This window comes from Rhodococcus sp. OK611, from assembly GCF_003050885.1.
In the GTDB taxonomy this organism is placed as follows: Bacteria; Actinomycetota; Actinomycetes; order Mycobacteriales; family Mycobacteriaceae; genus Rhodococcus_G; species Rhodococcus_G oryzae.
Genome location: NZ_QAOZ01000003.1, coordinates 327,428 through 344,543 on the forward strand (window position 1 = coordinate 327,428; position 17,116 = coordinate 344,543).

General features: G+C 69.7%; 15 protein-coding genes. 10 read left to right on the top strand and 5 right to left on the bottom strand.

Going from position 1 to position 17,116, the window contains the following annotated elements:
- Positions 1-108 precede the first annotated feature (108 nt).
- The 7 genes from C8K38_RS05405 to C8K38_RS05435 are packed head-to-tail and all read left to right on the top strand — an operon-like array spanning position 109 to position 7,640.
- Positions 109-1,254, top strand: coding sequence for an ABC transporter substrate-binding protein (locus C8K38_RS05405; RefSeq protein ID WP_097214152.1), 1,146 nt, complete (start codon positions 109-111; stop codon positions 1,252-1,254).
- The gene (locus C8K38_RS05410; RefSeq protein ID WP_097214151.1) at positions 1,251-2,183 is read left to right on the top strand and encodes an ABC transporter permease; all 933 of its coding nucleotides are present in this window, start codon (positions 1,251-1,253) and stop codon (positions 2,181-2,183) included. The genes C8K38_RS05405 and C8K38_RS05410 overlap by 4 nt, the downstream gene beginning before the upstream one ends.
- Entirely contained in the window at positions 2,171-3,004 is an 834-nt protein-coding gene (locus tag C8K38_RS05415) for an ABC transporter permease (RefSeq protein WP_209927909.1), read from the top strand. The genes C8K38_RS05410 and C8K38_RS05415 overlap by 13 nt, the downstream gene beginning before the upstream one ends.
- Positions 3,001-4,185 (top strand): ABC transporter ATP-binding protein, encoded by a 1,185-nt coding sequence (locus tag C8K38_RS05420; protein WP_245221081.1) that lies wholly within the window; start codon positions 3,001-3,003, stop codon positions 4,183-4,185. The genes C8K38_RS05415 and C8K38_RS05420 overlap by 4 nt, the downstream gene beginning before the upstream one ends.
- Entirely contained in the window at positions 4,182-4,865 is a 684-nt protein-coding gene (locus C8K38_RS05425) for an HAD family hydrolase (protein WP_097214148.1), read from the top strand. The genes C8K38_RS05420 and C8K38_RS05425 overlap by 4 nt, the downstream gene beginning before the upstream one ends.
- Before the next feature lie 2 nt (positions 4,866-4,867).
- Positions 4,868-6,736 (top strand): phosphocholine-specific phospholipase C, encoded by a 1,869-nt coding sequence (locus C8K38_RS05430; RefSeq protein ID WP_179800708.1) that lies wholly within the window; start codon positions 4,868-4,870, stop codon positions 6,734-6,736.
- 58 nt (positions 6,737-6,794) lie between these two features.
- Complete coding sequence (locus C8K38_RS05435; protein WP_097214176.1) at positions 6,795-7,640, top strand: HAD family hydrolase; 846 nt, start codon at positions 6,795-6,797, stop codon at positions 7,638-7,640.
- A gap of 60 nt (positions 7,641-7,700) precedes the next feature.
- Here the strand turns inward: C8K38_RS05435 and C8K38_RS05440 are convergent, their stop codons facing one another.
- Complete coding sequence (locus tag C8K38_RS05440) at positions 7,701-8,096, bottom strand: RidA family protein (protein ID WP_097214146.1); 396 nt, start codon at positions 8,094-8,096, stop codon at positions 7,701-7,703.
- A gap of 134 nt (positions 8,097-8,230) precedes the next feature.
- Between C8K38_RS05440 and C8K38_RS05445 the strand changes: the two genes are divergently transcribed.
- A complete protein-coding gene (locus C8K38_RS05445; RefSeq protein WP_097214145.1) occupies positions 8,231-9,211 on the top strand; it encodes a helix-turn-helix transcriptional regulator in 981 nt (326 codons plus the stop codon).
- 31 nt (positions 9,212-9,242) lie between these two features.
- On the opposite strand, the gene C8K38_RS05450 is transcribed toward C8K38_RS05445, so the two are convergent.
- The 3 genes from C8K38_RS05450 to C8K38_RS05460 all read right to left on the bottom strand — a co-directional run bounded on the left by C8K38_RS05450 (position 9,243) and on the right by C8K38_RS05460 (position 13,584).
- On the bottom strand, positions 9,243-9,884 hold the full coding sequence (locus tag C8K38_RS05450) for a LuxR C-terminal-related transcriptional regulator (RefSeq protein ID WP_097214144.1): 642 nt from the start codon (positions 9,882-9,884) through the stop codon (positions 9,243-9,245).
- On the bottom strand, positions 9,884-11,188 hold the full coding sequence (locus tag C8K38_RS05455) for a sensor histidine kinase (RefSeq protein ID WP_179800710.1): 1,305 nt from the start codon (positions 11,186-11,188) through the stop codon (positions 9,884-9,886). Before C8K38_RS05455 ends, C8K38_RS05450 begins: the two co-directional genes overlap by 1 nt.
- Positions 11,189-11,346: 158 nt before the next feature.
- The gene (locus C8K38_RS05460; protein ID WP_097214142.1) at positions 11,347-13,584 is read right to left on the bottom strand and encodes an N-acetylmuramoyl-L-alanine amidase; all 2,238 of its coding nucleotides are present in this window, start codon (positions 13,582-13,584) and stop codon (positions 11,347-11,349) included.
- 221 nt (positions 13,585-13,805) lie between these two features.
- Between C8K38_RS05460 and C8K38_RS05465 the strand changes: the two genes are divergently transcribed.
- Positions 13,806-15,332 (top strand): SpoIID/LytB domain-containing protein, encoded by a 1,527-nt coding sequence (locus tag C8K38_RS05465; protein ID WP_257017826.1) that lies wholly within the window; start codon positions 13,806-13,808, stop codon positions 15,330-15,332.
- 73 nt (positions 15,333-15,405) lie between these two features.
- A complete protein-coding gene (locus C8K38_RS05470) occupies positions 15,406-15,879 on the top strand; it encodes a VOC family protein (RefSeq protein ID WP_097214141.1) in 474 nt (157 codons plus the stop codon).
- A gap of 28 nt (positions 15,880-15,907) precedes the next feature.
- Here C8K38_RS05470 and C8K38_RS05475 read toward each other — a convergent pair whose 3' ends face one another.
- Positions 15,908-17,035 (bottom strand): alkene reductase, encoded by a 1,128-nt coding sequence (locus C8K38_RS05475; protein ID WP_097214140.1) that lies wholly within the window; start codon positions 17,033-17,035, stop codon positions 15,908-15,910.
- Positions 17,036-17,116: the final 81 nt, after the last annotated feature.

The following is a 17,116-nucleotide window of genomic DNA, read 5'->3' on the forward strand; positions in this document are numbered from 1 at the left end:
CTGGCCGGTAAATCTTCACGGCTCGATTACGGCTCGTTCATCCCGTGGCCACGTCGCTCTGGCGAAATGAGGTCACGTTGTATAGACAACATTGACCAGGGAGACACCATGCGACTGCACCACCTTCGCCAGGCGAGCCTTGCTTGCTCGCTGGCGATCGCCCTGTCAGCCCTCGCCGGCTGCGGCCTGACCACGAAGGCGGACGGCGACGCCGGCAAGGCCGCCACCGCCACGTCTGCCCAGGACTTCGGTGGCATGGACGGCCTCATTGCCGCCGCCAAGCAGGAGGGCAAGCTGAACGCCATTGCGCTGCCACGGGACTGGGCCAACTACGGGGAGATCATCGACACCTTCGAGGCGAAGTACGGGATCGACGTCGAGGTCGAGAACCCGGATGCATCCAGCCAGGACGAGATCAACGCCGCGACCTCACGCAAAGGGCAGGACCGATCGCCGGATGTCCTGGACGTGGGCCACACCTTCGGGATCAGTGCCTCCGAGCAGGGTGTGCTGGCGCCGTACCGCGTGCAGGCGTTCGGCGACATCCCCGAGGGGCAGAAGGATGCCGCTGCAGCCTGGTACAACGACATGGGCGGCTACGTCTCGATCGGCTGTGATGCCCGCGTTGTCAAGTGCCCGAAGACTTTTGCCGAACTGCTCGACCCCCAGTACAAGGGCATGGTCGCGCTGACGGGCAACCCCACGCAGTCCGCCTCCGCGTTCTCCGCCGTCTACGCGGCCGCGCTCGCGAACGGCGGCTCCTTCGACAACATCGCGCCGGGTCTTGACTACTTCGCCAGGCTCAGCGAGGTCGGCAACTTCAACCCGGTCGAGTCCACGCCCGCGACCATTCAGAAGGGCGAGACGCCCATCAGCGTGAACTGGGACTACCTCAACGCCGGGTACCGGGACGCGCTCCGCGACAAGGGTGTTGATTGGCAGGTCTCCATCCCGGCCGACGGCTTGTTCGCCCAGTTCTACTCGCAGGGAATCGTGAAGTGGGCGCCTCACCCGGCCGCGGCGAGGCTGTGGCAGGAGTTCCTCTACAGCCCTGAGGGCCAGAACCTCTGGTTGAAGGGCTATGCCCGTCCGGTGCTCATGCCCGCGATGGAGAAGGCGGGAACTCTCGATGCCACGCTCGCGGCCCGCCTGCCGGAGGTCGATGCCGACGCTCCCGTCTTCCCGGCGGAGGAACAGTCGACCAAGGCCAAGGACGTCGTCAGCCGCGGCTGGGGCAGCGTCCTCTCGAAATGAGCATCCCACTGACCGTGGCCGGTAGCCGGGCCACGCTGCCCCGCCCCGCCCTTGACAGCGCTCTGGTCCCCCGGCGTCGCAGCCTTCGGGTGGCGGCGGGGGGCTGGCTCGGCGTCCTTCCGCTGTTCCTGTTCGTTGGGGTCGCGTTGGGCCTGCCCGTCGCCACGATGGTGATCGGTGCGTTCACCACACCCTCGACGAGTTCGGCCGAGGGCGGACTGACCACGGCCAACATGGCCGCGACGATGCAGGACCCCTACCTGTCGAGCCTGATCGGCAGCATCAAGCTCTCAGCGACGGCCGCGGCGATCGGGGCGGCCGTCGGCCTGCCGATCGCGCACGCAATCGTGACGTCGCGGTTCCGGGCCCTGCGCGAGGCGGTCCTGGCGGCGGCAGGCGTGCTGGCGAACTTCGGCGGGGTTCCCCTGGCCTTCGCGTTCGTGGCGACCCTCGGTAACGCGGGCGTCCTGACCAACGCCTTCCACCTCGGCGACCTCGGTTGGAGCCTCTACGACATGCGGGGACTGACCGTCGTGTACCTGTACTTCCTCATCCCGCTGATGGTCCTGACCCTCACCCCGGCACTCGAGGGTCTGCGGGTGCAGTGGCGTGAGGCGGCGGCCAACAACCGCGCGAACACGGTGCAGTACTGGAGGCACGTGGCGTTGCCGATCCTGCTGCCGTCGCTTCTCGGCGGATTCGTCCTGCTGTTCGGGACGGCATTCAGCACTTACGCGACGGCCGCGGCGATCGCAGGTAGCACGGTGCAGCTGGTCACGGTGCAGATCGCGGCAGGCCTGTCCGGCGACGTCTTGGTGGGGCAGGGCAACGTCGCCCTCGCCCTCGGCCTGGACATGGTGCTGATCGCGGCGATCGTCATGGCCATCTATCTGCCGCTGCAGCGAAGGAGTGCACGATGGCTGGCCTGACGATGTCCAGGCCGGGACTCGGCCGCGGGGTCGTGCTCCTGGTCGCCGGCCTCTACTTCGTGGTCCCGATCGTGTGCGCGTTCGCGTTCAGTGTGGGCATCGGGTCGCCGGGCCAGCAGGTCGGTCTCGACGCCTACACCGGGATCGGCGCCGCGGAGGGCCTGGCCGACAGCCTCGCGCTGACGCTGAAGGTGGCCGCGGCGACCGTCGCCCTTGTGCTCGGGGTGCTGGTACCGGCGCTGCTCGCGGTGCGGCTCGCCGCACCGCGTCTGCGCACGGCCGTGCAGGCCGTGTGCCTGCTACCGCTGGTCGTCCCGGCCGTCGCCCTTGGCGCGGGCATCACCACGCTGCTGCGGTGGGGTGCGGATCGCTATTACGGCACGCCGTTGTTCGAGGGCCTTGTCGCGCTGCAGGATCCAGATTTCCCCGTGATCCTCGTGCTCGCCTTTGCCGTGATGGCCCTGCCTCTGGCGTACAGCACGCTCGACGCCGGCCTGTCGGCGCTCGACCTGCGGGTCCTCGTCGAAGCCGCGCGGTCCTGCGGGTCCTCGTGGCCGCGCACTCTTGTCCACGTCGTGCTGCCGAATCTGCGTGGCGCGCTTCTCAATGCCGCATTCCTGACCCTCGCCCTCGTCCTCGGCGAGTACGCCGTTGCCGCGCTCCTCGGGTACCAGCCGTTCGCCGTGTGGACCGTCGTCATCAGCGGGTCCGAGGCGCAGATGTCGGTGGCCGTGTCCATCGTCGGCTTGCTCGGCACCTGGGCACTGCTCATGGTGATCGCCGCGGCCGGGCGCACCAAACGCCTCAAGGAGGCCTCATGACCGAGTTACTGACCGATCGGATGCCCACCCTCGCAACGGGGGCCGGTTCCACCGTGGAGTTCCGCGGATTGCGTCGCACATTCGGCGCCACCACGGCGTTGGACGGGCTGGACCTGGAGATCCGGCCTGGCGAGCTGCTGGCGCTGCTCGGCCCGTCCGGATGCGGCAAGACGACTGCCCTTCGCACCGTTGCCGGCTTCGAGCGGCCCGACGCGGGCACGGTGCTCATGGACGGCGAGGACGTCACGCGGATCCCCGCGCACCGCCGCGATGTGGGCATGGTGTTCCAGTCCTACAGTCTCTTCCCACATCTGAACGCCGTCGACAACATCGCGTTCGGTCTGCGGATGCAGGGGACGGGCAAGTCCGCCCGGCGTGCCCGCGCGATGGAGCTGCTGGAGCTGGTCGGGCTGCCGCAGCATGCCGAACGGTTCCCGAGCCAGCTCTCCGGCGGGCAGCAGCAGCGGATCGCGTTGGCCCGCGCCCTCGCGCTGCGCCCCAAGGTCCTGTTGCTGGACGAGCCGCTGTCGGCGCTCGATGCGCAGGTTCGACAGACCCTCCGGGAGGAGATCCGCAGGCTGCAACAGCAATTGGGCATCACGACGCTGTTCGTGACCCACGACCAGGAGGAAGCCCTCTCGATGGCGGACCGGGTCGCTGTCATGCGGTCCGGGCAGATGGAGCAGTGTGCCGCTCCGGCCGAGCTCTACCAGCGCCCCGCGACGGCCTTCGTCGCCGAGTTCGTCGGGGTCATGAGCCGGATACCGGGACGGCTTGCGTCGGACGGCCGGGCGGTGCACGTCCTCGGGTGCAGCCTGCCGGTCCACGGGGAGCTCCCGGGCTCAACGGACTTCGGAGGCGGCGCCCGCGACGTCGATGTGCTCGTGCGCCCGGAGACCCTTGGCGTGACGGCGGCAGACGACGGAACCTCCCGCATCACCGCCGCGACGTTCCGGGGCGCAGGCACCCGGTTGACGGTGCGATTGCCGGACGGGCGCGAGGCGGTTGCGGACGTGCCGACTGCCGCCGCCACCGCGCTCGGCGCGGGCACTGCCGTGACCCTCTCGTTGCCGGATTGTCCGGTGCTGGTGGACCGCCCGCGCGGAGCCGCGAGGCCGGCCGGCAGTGCAGTGCAGCAACCTGTTTCGACCACCCGCCGACCCTGGAGGCGCACCCGATGAGCCACGACGCCCGCCCCGGCGCCCCGGCAGCCGTCCTCTTCGACATGGACGGGACACTGGTCGACACCGAGCGGCTCTGGTGGGATGCGGTCGAGCAGGTCGCGGCATGGCACGGCCGTCCCCTGTCGCCTGCCGACGCGCCAGACGTCTTGGGGCGTCCCTCGTCTCACACCGCGGCCCACCTGTGCCGGGCGCTGGGACCGACTGCGCCCGACGCGGATGCGCTTGCCCGCGAGCTCGATTCGACGTTCACGACCCTGGTTGCCGACGAGGTCGTGCCGCGCCCCGGCGTGCTTTCGTTGCTCGACGAACTGGTCGCCGCACGGATCCCCACGGCGATCGTGACGGCGTCACCGCGAAGGGTCGTCGACCTGGTGCGCGATACGCTCGGCGCGGAGCGGTTCACCACGACGATCGCCGTCGAGGACACGGTCCACTCCAAGCCGGCGCCGGACCCCTACCTCGCGGCCGCGGCGGCCCTCGGTGTGGACCCGCGCGCGTGCGTCGCGGTCGAGGACACTCCCGTGGGTGTGGCGGCAGCCGAGGCCGCGGGATGCGCCGTGCTCGTCGTGCCCTCGGTTGCGATCCCGCCTGCGGCGGGCCGGACGATCCTGGACTCGCTCGAGGGGGCCGACGTCGCCTTCCTCGCCTCCCTGCTGCACCCGGCCGAAAGGTATTGAGCATGGACGACATCCGTCACGTGGTGATCCTGATGCAGGAGAACCGCAGCTTCGACCACTACTTCGGCACGCTCGGCGGAGTCCGCGGGTTCGAGGACCGGCAGGCCCTGACTTTTCCTCACGGCGACAGCGTCTTCCGGCAGCCTGCGCTGTCCCGCGCCGACGGGGGTGTGCTCCTGCCGTACCGGATGGACTCCACCCGGTACAACGCCCAGAACGCGGAGGGTCTGCCGCACGACTGGGAGAGCGGTCACGATGCGATCAATCAAGGCGCGATGAACCGCTGGACCTCGGCCAAGGGCGAGCAGAGCATGGGATACCTCACCCGGGAGGACATCCCGTATCAGTACGCGCTCGCGGACGCGTTCACGATCGGCGATGCGTACTTCTGCTCGATGGCCGGCCCCACCAGCCCGAACCGCCTCTACCTCTGGACCGGGACGGTGGGGCCCGGCCGCGACGGCACGACCGGGCCGTGGATCGACAACACGCCCCTACCGGAGAGCCCGGTCTGCGACTGGACGACCTATGCCGAGCGTCTCTCGGACGCAGGTGTCTCCTGGCGCGTCTACCACACTCCCGGCCTGGACGAGCGCGACGGCAACTACGAGGACAACGCCCTCGAGTACTTCCCCCAGTTCCACGATTTCCCCGAGGACGATCCCCGATACATCAACGCGATGACGAGGTGGGACCTGACGGACTTCGACGCACACTGCGAGGACGGGACGCTGCCCACGGTGTCGTGGCTCGTGTCGCCGTACCTGTTCTGCGAACACCCGAACGCCAGCCCCGCGTACGGTGCGCACTGGGTCGACACCGCCCTCCAATCGCTGTTCGCCAACCCCGAGGTGTGGCGGCACACCGTGTTCCTCGTCATGTACGACGAGAACGACGGCTACTTCGACCATGTCGTGCCGCCCTTCCCGCCCGCCGGGACCCCGGAGGAGTTCGTCGACGGGCAGCCGATCGGGCTGGGCAACCGGGTGCCGCTGTTCGTGGCCTCCCCGTGGTCGCGTGGCGGATGGGTGAACTCCCAGGTGTTCGACCACACCTCGGTGCTGCGTTTTCTTGAGCGCGTCACGGGGGTGCGCGAGCCCAACATCAGTGCATGGCGGCGTGCGGTGTGCGGCGACCTGACGAGCTGCTTCGACTTCGGCAATCCCGACTACTCAATTCCGGAGCTACCGGACACGAGGGCGCTGATGGCGGCCGCCGATGCGGCCGTGGACCTGCCCCCGGTGCCGCTGCCTGCCTCGGGCGCCCAGGTCATGCCGACTCAGGAGCCGGGGAGCCGCCCGCACCGGCCGCTGCCCTACCGGCCCTGGGTCGATGTCGTGGTGGATGGCACCGCCGGCCGGGTTCGCGCCGAGCTGATGAACGAGGGGAGCGTGGCGTTCCACTACACGGTCTTCCCCAACGCGTACCGGCCATTCGCAGGCACGCCGTTCACGGTCGCGCCGCTGGGCACGGCCGTCTACGAGTGGGACGCCGTCCGCACGGCGGGTCGCTACGACTTCACCGTCCACGGGGCCGACGGCTTCCTCTGCCACGTCGCGGGCGTCCTGCCGCTGGCCGAGAACGCGGCGGCACCCGACGTGAGGGCGGTGCTGCGGGTCAGCGGCCCCGCGGATGCGTGGATCGAGCTGGAGCTGGCCAACCACGGTGCGACCACGCTGAACTTCACGATCGCCCCGCAGGAGGGCGGCGGGGAATCGCGGACCTGCGAGGTCGGGCCGATCGGGCGGGCGAGCATCCGCTGGCCCGCGGTGGACGGGCGTTACGACGTGACCATCACCGCCGACGACGGCACGTCATTCACCCGGCGCTACGCGGGAACGGTGCACGGTTCGGACATCGCGCAGGCGTGACCCGCCGTCGCTCGGCACCGCGCGACGCATCGGCAGGCCGTTGGGAGGTTGCGGCATGATGGGTTCGGTGCAGGACAACCGACACACCAAGCCCCTGCTGATCGCCAGCGACGTCGACGGCACCCTGATCGACGACGACGAGAAGGTCAGCGCCCGGACCAGGGCCGCAGTCCAGGCTGCGGTGGCCGACGGGACGCCCTTCGTGCTGTCCACCGGGCGCCCGCCGCGATGGATCGCCCCGGTGGTCGACGAGCTCGGATTCGCGCCGCTCGCCGTCTGCGCGAACGGCGCGGTGGTCTACGACAGCAACGCCGACCGGGTGCTGAGCGCCGTCACGCTGTCCACCGACGAGCTGGGCTGGCTGGCAGACCTGGCGATGAGCGCGCTGCCCGGCTGCGGCCTCGCCGCGGAACGGGTCGGGGCCAGCGCCCACGACGCGGCCACCCCGCAGTTCGTCAGCTCGCCGGGCTACGAGCACGCCTGGCTGAACCCGGACAACACCGAGATGTCAGGGGACGAGGTGCTGGCGCACCCCGCGGTGAAGCTGCTGATCCGGCTGCCCGGCACCAGCAGCGCCGCGATGGCGGCCACCCTCGCCCCGCTGATCGGCGCCCGCGCGGACCTGACGTATTCGACCGACAAGGGTCTGATCGAGGTCTCCGCCCCCGGGATCACCAAGGCGTCCGGGCTCACGGTGGTCGCCGAGCAGCTCGGTATCCCGGTGTCCGGCATCGTGGCGTTCGGTGACATGCCCAACGACGTGCCCATGCTCACCCTGGCCCGCCACGGGGTCGCCATGGAGAACGCGCACCTCGACGCGATCACCGCGGCCGATGAGGTGACCACGTCGAATTCGGCGGACGGCGTGGCACGGGTCCTCGAGCGCTGGTGGGGCCAGCCGTAGGCACCCACCTTCGTGCTACTCGCCGCCTCCGGTAGCCCTACCGGAGGCGGCGAGGTGGCATCACTCGACGGCGGTTCCCTCGAGCTCGACCATCTGGCCGGGGATCGCCAGCCGTGTCACCCCGAGCATCGTTGTGGCCGGTGCCACCCCGGAAGCGCCCAACCGTGCCGCCAGCACGCCGTAGTGCTGGAAGAGCAGATCGACATCGGTGGTGTAGACGTTGAGCCGGACGAGGTTCGACAGGGACATGCCTGCCTCACCGAGCACGGCCTCCAGGTTGTCGAGGCTCAGCGCCAACTGCTTCTCCATGTCACCGTCGTGCTGAGGCTTGCCGTCGGCGCTCATCGCGGTCTGCCCGGAGCAGTACAGGGTTCGGGTGTGCCCGGAGACGAGCTCACCCTGGTTGAATCCCATCTCCACCGACCACATCACCGGGTTGACTGCCGTTCGTTCCACTGCCACATCAGGCTCCATTCGCTTCGTCGGAGTACGCACGTCCATCGGCCCGGTGGCCGCTGTCTGGGACGCCGTGGTGGCAAGCCTCCCAACGAATCAGGACACCTTGTGTCGTGATTCAGTAGAGTTTTCGGATGCGTGCCGACCGGTTGGTGTCACTGGTGCTGCTGCTGCGCCAGCGCGGTCGGCTGACCGCGGCCGAGCTTGCCGACGAGCTCGAGGTGTCCACCCGCACCGTGCTGCGCGACATCGAGGCGCTGTCCGTGGCCGGCGTCCCGGTCTTCGCCGAACGCGGCAGGCACGGCGGGTTCGCGTTGCTACCCGGGTTTCGGACCGAGCTCACCGGGCTGAACCACGACGAGGCGCTTGCCCTGCTGGTCGCCGGATCGCGGCGCGGCGCGCAGGCATTCGGCCTCGACTCGGCGCTGGCCGCGGCGATGCTCAAAGTGGTTGACGCGCTACCCGAAAGCTATCGGGACACCGCTGCTGACGTGGCCGAGCGATTGCTCATCGACCCGGAGACCGATCTGCTGTCGCGACGGCGGGACGCGGAGGAGGTGCCCGGCGCCATAGTCGCCGAGATCCGGCGCGCGGTGTTCGCAGGAAACAAGCTGCGCATCCACTACGCGGCGCTCGACCAGACCCCGCGGTGGCGCACGGTGGACCCGATCGGCCTGGTCGCCGTGCGCGACCGGGGCTACCTGCTGGCCACGAGATCTGGCGCGGACCGCACCTACCGGCTGTCGCGGGTGGTAGCCGCCGAGGAACTCCCCGAACCGGCACAGCGACCGGACCGGGTGGATCTGGATCGCGCCTGGCGGGATCGCAGCACCCGGTTTCGGACCGGCGGCGACCAGGTCGCCGTGGTGGTACGGGTGAACCCGGCGCGGCGGGAAGACCTGCTGGACACCGCGCTGGCCGTCCGCACCGAGGAACCCGACGCACACGGCTGGCTGCGGCTGGAGGTGACCTTCCAAGATCCACGACATGCCGAATGGGCGCTGTGGCAGCTCGCCACGGACGGGGAAGCCCTTGCCCCGCAATGGTTGCGCGACTCCCTGCGCGACCGCGCCGCCGCGATCGCCACTCGCTATGGGGACAGCCGGTTCGGCTGATGCGCTGAGATCTACTGACGCCAGGGCGATCTCACTCCAGGTAGCGCAGCACGGCGAGCACCCGTCGGTGGTGGCCGTCCGACGGCGGCAGGTCCAGCTTGGTGAAGATGTTGCCGATGTGCTTCTCGACCGCGCGCTCGGTCACGTGCAAGGAGGCGGCAAGGGCGGCGTTGGACAGGCCCTGCGCCATCAGCCCGAGTACCTCCCGCTCGCGCGGGGTGAGGGCATCGAGGGCCTTGGCCTTGCGGCTCGAGCCGATCAACTGGGTCACCACCTCCGGATCCAGGGCGGTGCCGCCCGCGGCCACCCGCTGCAGGGCATCGACGAACTCGCCGACATCGGCGACCCGGTCCTTGAGCAGATAGCCGACACCCGCAGCCCGGCCGGCGAGAAGCTCGGCGGCATACCGCGTCTCGACCCACTGGGAGAACACGAGCACCCCGACCTCGGGGAACCTGCGGCGCAGGGCCACCGCCTCGACCAGGCCCTCGTCGGTGAAGGTGGGTGGCATCCGGATGTCGACGACCGCGACATCCGGGAGGTGCTCGGCGACGGCCGTCCCCAGCGAGGTCGCGTCGCCGACGATGGCCACGACCTTGTGTCCACGTTCGATCAGCAACTGCGCCAGACCATCTCGGAGGATGGCGTTGTCCTCTGCGATCACGATCCGCATCAGTGTGTCCCGTCGACCGGCAACGAAAGGGTCACCACCGTCGGACCCCCGACCGGGCTGTCCACGTGCAGTGATCCGTCCACGGTACCGGCCCGGGCCGCGAGCCCGGCGAGCCCGCTGCCTGCACCGATGACCGCACCGCCGATGCCGTTGTCCCGCACCGACACCGACAGTCCATCACCGTCGGACATCGCGGACACCCATACCCGGGTCGCCCCGGAATGCCGGGCGACGTTGGTGAGCAGCTCGGCAACGGAGAAGTAGGCGATCGTCTCGGTGCCGGGAGTCGGCCGCGGATCCACCGACACCGCGAGGTCGACCGGCACGACGCTGCGGGCGGCCAGTGTCTGCAGCGCGGGCCCCAGGCCGAGGTCGAGGGCGGGCGGATGGATGCCCCGCACCACTTCCCGTAGCTCGGTCAGCGCCTCCTTGGCGGCGGAATGCGCGCTGTGCACCAGCTCCGAGGGATCCTCGCCCGCCGCGATCCGGTCCTCCGCGCGACCGAGGGTCATCGCCATCGCCACCAATCGGGCCTGGGTGCCGTCGTGCAGGTCGCGCTCCACCCGGCGCAGCCTCGTGGCCGAGTCCTCGACCGCCTCGGTGCGGGTGCGCTCGAGTTCCTCGACGCGAACATCGCGAGCCGCGGGCCCGAGAAGCGCCCGGATCAGCATCCGGTCCAGCGCGGCGAGCGCGCGGATCGGCCAGGGCGCCAGGAACAGCCCGACGATGCCCACCGTCGACAGCATCAGCATCTGCGCCCAGGTGTCGAGGTACACATCGCCGAATTGGATGAGCGAACGTCGGGCGACGCCGTTCTCGTCGTAGTTCGTGGGCTCGATCAGCCACCACAGCAGCGGCGAGACCGCAAAGCCCATCGAGACGACCACGAAGAGCAGGGCGCCCCACACGGCTGCGATCGCGAGCACGGTCTTGATCAGTATGAACGCGATCGCGCGCCATCCCGTTCGGTCGATGAGCCCGGACCAGATGAACCCGAGCGCACCCGGCCGAGGGGAGAACGGTGGCGGATCCTCCACCGGCGAGCGGAGCATCGACGCGGAGAGGGTGCGATAGGCGTGGCCGAAACCCCTGGCCCCCACGATCATCGCCGCCAGCAGGGGGATACCGATCAGGGTGATCACGAGGACGCCCCCGAACATGGCGCCAAGGAAGAGATACGTGATGCCGGCAAGGGCCAGCACGGCGGTCACCGCCAGGTATCCGCCCTCACGCCAGGTCTGCGCCGCGATCGGGGCTCGGAGGAACTCGCGGAGCGCCGGTGCGCGGGGAGTGGTCGTCGTCATGGGAACCATGTTTCCCGATGCCCGATGCGCGTTCGAGGGTGTTGCCAGGCGATTCGGGGGTGTGGCCAGCCACACCGCGGCGCGAGGCACGGAAACGGGAACGGCTCCGCATCGGGGAAACCGATGCGGAGCCGATGTTCTCGTTCCTGTGCCCGGGGTCAGCCGGCGGGCGCGGGGGCCGGTTCGGCAGCCGCGGGCGGAGCGGGAGGCGCCACCGGAGCGGGTGCCGCCTCGGCGACGGGTGCGGCTGCGGGGGTCGCGGCAGCGCCCTCCTGATAGGCCTTCGCGTAGGCGTCGTTGTAGGTCTTGAGGATCGTGGTGACGATGCCGGTGACCTCGTTGAAGATCAACGATCCGCCCTCGAAGTCGGTGCGCTTGCCGTCCGGCACCGTGTATTCATCGCTGGTCGGCAGGCCGAGCGAACCGGAGTCGAGGCCGGAGGTCTGCCAGGTCTCGAAGATCTTGCCGAGCACCGTCCACACCCCACCGTTCGGGGAGGTGGCGATGGCGCCGTTGGTGAACTTCACGACCTTGTTGCCGCCCTTGACCGGGATCTCGCCGGACAGCGAGTTCCCGAGGCGTCCGGTGTCGCCGCCCTCCGCGATCCACTTCTGTGCGATGGGGGAGGGGTCGGTCAGCCGGAGCAGCTCGCCGACCAGTGCGCCGATGGCGCCCGCCGTCGAACCGGTGCCTGCCGCGGCTGCGTCCGGGGCGACGCCCGGGCTCGCGTTGTCGGTGGGCGGGTTGTTCGGTGCCGCGGCGAGCACGCCGGACGACGAACCGCCGCCCAGGTTCGCCGCCGCGATGTCGCGGATCTGGCCGAGCTTGGCGTAGCCGGCGTCGCCCGGGCAGCTGGTGTTGCCCACGTCGCGGTGCGCGAAGATGATCGGCAGGTCAACGGCCTCGCCCTGGGCGTACGGCGTGAACTCGGTGCCCTCGGAGTACATCGTGGTGCGGCCCTTGGGATCCAGGCCCGCCTTCGCGAGTCGCCAGCCGAGGAACTTGCCGACCGCGTTGACGGTCTCCTGTGGCGGGGTCACCGTGGAGAAGTCGCCCATCATCGCGATGCCCATGGTGTTCTCGTTGAAACCGCCCGCGTGTGCGCCCTGGACGTTGCGGTCCAGACCGCCCGCGCGGCCCTCGAAGATCTGGCCGTACTTGTCGACCAGCACGTTGTAGCCGACATCGCACCAGCCGAGCGTGGAGGCGTGGTACGCGTAGATCGCGCGGACGATCTCGACCGACTCCGACTTGGAGTAGTCGTTGCTACCCGCGGTGTGGTGCACCGTCGCACCGCCGAGGGAATCGTCGTACACCGGCTCCTGGCAGCGGATGGACTCGTCGGCCCCCCACTGCGCGCGGGTGATCACCTTCGGGCCGGAAGTACTGCCCAGGGGAGTCGCGATGTCGCCGAGGGTGCTGTCCGATGCCGAGGTGCCGGGCTCGATGAGCACGGCGGTGACCGCCTCGGCGAGCTGCTGCACGGAGTTCGCCTGCGGTGCGGCCGCGGGCTGCGGTGCGGGCGCCTGCTGCGGTGCCTCCGGCTGCGGCGCGGGTTCCTGGCCGCGCAGCGGGCTCGACAGCGCGGCGGGCGCGAAGCCCATCGGCAGCTGCGCGGGATCGGCAGGGGCGAGCTGGTTCGGCAGCGTCGGAGCCGCGGGAGCGTCGGCGGTTCCCGACGCGGGCAGCGCCGCCGCGGCCTGCTCGACCTTGGTGACCAGCACCTGGACGGCCTTGGTGGCGCCGACGAACACCGGCTCGGTGCCCGTCTTGCCGCCAGTGGTCTTGTCGTCCTTGCGGGAGTCGACCTTCTCGGTGGCGAACCAAGGGCCCCACGAGCCGTCGGCCAGCTGGGCGCGGACCTTGGCAGCGGTGGCGCCGAGCTCCGAGGTCAGCGCGATCATGCTGAACGGGGTGTCGCGGGTGATCTCCTTGACCGCGGTACCGAACTGCTCCTCGGGGCTCGCGGCGGGAGCCGCTGCGGGCTCGGGTGCCGGTGCCGGCGCGGGAGCCGGTGCGCCGCCCGCGATGTCGCCGGGCGCGGTCAGCTGCGGGATCTGGATCGACGGCGGAAGCGAGATCCCGGGGGGCAGCGGCAGGTTCTGCGGCAGCGGGATCTCGGTCGGGAGGTTGGCCGGGATCGGGATCTTCTTCAGGTCGGACAGATGGAGGTCGGGCAGGTCGAGTCCGGTGATGTCCTTGAGCGGGATCACGATGTCGGGAACCTGCGCGAGGACCACCTCGGCGATCTGCGTCGGGACCGCCGACGGCGCGGAGGTGGTGGTGGAACGGACGCCGGTGGCGCTGGTGACGCCCCAGACCGCGAGCGGGCTCGCGATCGCCAAGGCGGCAACCGTGCCAAGAACGATTGACGGCTTTGGTCGGCGGTAAGGCAAAAGGGACTCCCTCAGTTGTGGTTTGCGGGTGTCGGTGTCAGCAACTGGTGGTGCAGGTGTGACGGTTGTTGCCATCGCTAGTCACTCTTGCCACACTAGTCACAAACTTTCCAACGCTCAACCTTAACTTGAGGCTTTCGAGATCGGCACGTACGCGCCACCGCGCGTCATCCCGTATGTCGCGCGCTGACGATCAACTCCGTCGATGAGGAGATCAGGGTATGGCGAGGACCAGTAGGAAGAAGTTTGTCGTCGGTCGACCGATGCGGGGCGGCTGGACACCGTTCGCGATGCGGGCCGCGGTCCTGGGGCTGGCGCCCGCACTCCTGGTCGGCGGCACCGTCGGCGTGGTGGTCGCGACCAGGTCCGCGGGTCCGGATGTCGCCGAGACCGTCGCCGCCGACGCCCCGTACACACTGACCGGCTACGGCCACGGTCACGGCCGGGGAATGGGGCAGTGGGGCGCATACGGCTACGCAAAGCAGGGCTGGACCGCCGAACGCATTCTCGGCTACTACTACGGCGGAACCACGCTCGAAGCGTTGGGGGACAAGGCGATCGGCGTCCGGCTCATGGGCCTGGACGGCAAGGGGCTCGACGTGTTCTCGGATTCGCCGATGGGAGTGGCGGGCCGGACCGTGGCGCCAGGGGAGGCCGCGCACCTCACCGCCGCTCCCGGCGGCGGCGCGACGGTCGTCGTCACAAGGGGTTGCGACGGCGAGGTGCTGTGGCAGGAGTCCACCGCCCACCCCTGGGTGGACCCCGTAGACCTCGGCCCGGACCGGGAGGCGAAGGAACACCTGAAACTGTGTGGTGGCGGCGCGCCGTTCCGCGGCTCGCTGGGTGTCGCGCTCGAGGGCGACGCGCCCCGGGTCGTCAACCACGTCGGCATGGAGGACTATCTGCTCGGCGTCGTGCCGGCGGAGTCGAGGGCCGAATGGGCCGACACCGGCGGCGCGGAGGCGCTGCGCGCGCAGGCCGTCGCGGCCCGGTCCTACGCGGCGGCCGAGAGCAGGTACGCCTACGCGGAGACCTGCGACACGCAGGACTGCCAGGTCTACGGCGGCTCCTCGAAGGAGAATCCGAAGACCACCGATGCCGTCCGCTCCACCGCGGGCAAGGTGCTCACGAAGGAGGGCAAGCCGGTCTCCGCGGAGTTCTCGGCGTCGACCGGCGGGTACAGCGCCGGCGGCGCGTTCGGGGCCGTCGAGGACCTGGGCGACACCGAATCGCCCAACCACAAGTGGACGCAGACCCTGACCGCGGGCGAGATCGCCACCGCGTTCGGTGTCGGCGAGCTGCATTCGATCGAGGTCACCTCGCGCAACAACCTCGGGCCCGACGGCGGGCGGGTCACCGGGCTGAGGGTGGCGGGCTCGACCGGCACCAAGGAGGTGACCGGCGACGAGGCGCGCACCAAGCTGGGTCTGAAGTCCGACTGGTTCACCATCACCGAGGGCGTCGGGCCCGCCGCGCCGCCGCCTGCCTCCGCCCTTGCGGCGCCGGGCGTCGACAACGCCGACCCGACCGGGGCGGTGGAGCCGACCGACATCGAGCGCAAGTATGCGGAGCTCGGGGGCCATCTGGGCGTGCTCGGGGCCCCGGTCGGGCCGGAGCTGGCGATGCCCGACGAGGCGGGGCGGTTCCGGATGTACACGCACGGGGCCATCGTCTGGACCAAGATCACCGGCGCGCAGGTGCTCGATGCCAGCGTCCTTACGGCCAAGCTGCCCGGCCTGGGGAGCTGACCGGCGATGAGTTTCGGCTGCCTCCCGGGTCACAACATGTGACAGTGGAAAAACCACGACCCGGGAGGCAACGATGCAGATCTACCCCTCACTCTGGTTCGACGATCAGGCCGAGGAGGCCGCGAACTACTACGTGTCGATCTTCAAGAACTCGAAGATCCTGACGATCGCCCGATATCCGGCCGGAGCGCCAGGCCCGGAGGGCAGCGTGATGACCGTGGACTTCGAGCTGAACGGGCACCGCATCAACGCGATCAACGGCGGACCGCAATTCACCTTCACCGAGGCGGTCTCCCTGCTCGTCGACTGTGATTCGCAGGAGGAGGTCGACGAGTACTGGGCCAAGCTGACCGCGGACGGCGGGCAGGAGGTGCAGTGCGGCTGGCTCAAGGACAAGTACGGACTGTCCTGGCAGATCGTGCCCCCGGGATTCGACGAGATGATGGTGACCGGCGATCCCGAGAAGTCGCAGCGGGCCATGCAGGCGATGATGCAGATGAAGAAGCTCGACGTGAACGAGCTGCGACGCGCGTACAACGGGGAGTAGGGTCGCCGCCCGCCGGTCGCCGTCTGCGTCAGGCACCGCCACCCGAGCAACCGCTGATCGGGTAGTCCACGTAGCCCCCTGCGTCGCCGGAGTAATAGGTGTCGGTATCGCCCATGGCCAGATCGTGGTCCAGTGCGAACCGACTGACGAGGTCGGGGTTGGCGATGAAGTGCGTGGCGAACGACACAGCGTCGGCGATACCCGCGTCGACCAGGGCGTTCCCGGATTCGCGATCGAACCCGTTGTTCGCGATGAGCGGGCCGTCGAACTGCCGGCGGTAGCGGGCGATCGCGTCGAAGTCGGGAGTGGCGCCTGGCGCGGCGGGGTTTCGTCCGCGCAGGTGCAGGTACGCCACGGGGTGGTCGGCGAGGTCGGCCACGAGCTCGTCGTGGTCGGCGAGTGCCTGATCGTCGGCGACGAAACGATCGCCCGATGTCCAGTACGGCGACAGGCGGACCCCGACGCATCGTCCGTTCCACGGCTCCGCGACCGCGTCGAGGATCTCGAGCAGCAGGCGCCGCCGCCTGGCGCTGTCGCCACCATAGGAATCGGAGCGCCGGTTCAGGCGTGGGTTGAGGAACTGCGGGACCAGCGTCGAGCCGATGGCATGGACCTCGACACCGTCGAACCCGGCGCGACGGGCATTCTCCGAGGCTCGGTGGTAGTCCGCGATCGTGTTCTCGATGTCCACCACGGTCATCGCGCGCGGCGTGACCGTGTTCTTGAATCCGTCATGGGTGAAGGACAACTCGTGCGGGTTGATCGCCGATGGTCCGGCGGGCAGCTCGCCGCGCAGGTGGTCGGGGTGCGAGGCGGCACCGTTGTGCCAGAGTTGCACCAGGATTCGACCGCCGACGGCGTGCACGACGTCGGTGACCCGTCGCCATGCAGTGACCTGCTCGTCGCTGTAGATGCCAGGCACGTTGACGAACCCGATCGCCTGCTCGCTGACCCAGGTCCCCTCGGTGATGATCAACCCCGCGCTTGCCCGCTGGGCGTAGTAGGCGGCATGCATCTCCGTCGGCGCCAGCCCGTCGTTGGCCGCGCGAGCCCGGGTGGTCGGGGCCATGACGATGCGATTGGGTAGCTGGAAGTCTCGGAAGTCCGCTCGCCGCAGCAGTGGCTGCTCGAGCGCGGTCGTGTGGGTCCGGGTCATGTTCTCTCCTCATCATCGGGCCCCGGTGGTGCCGGGGTCGGCCGGATCGCCTCGGCTGCGTTGTGCCTCAATGACGTAGAC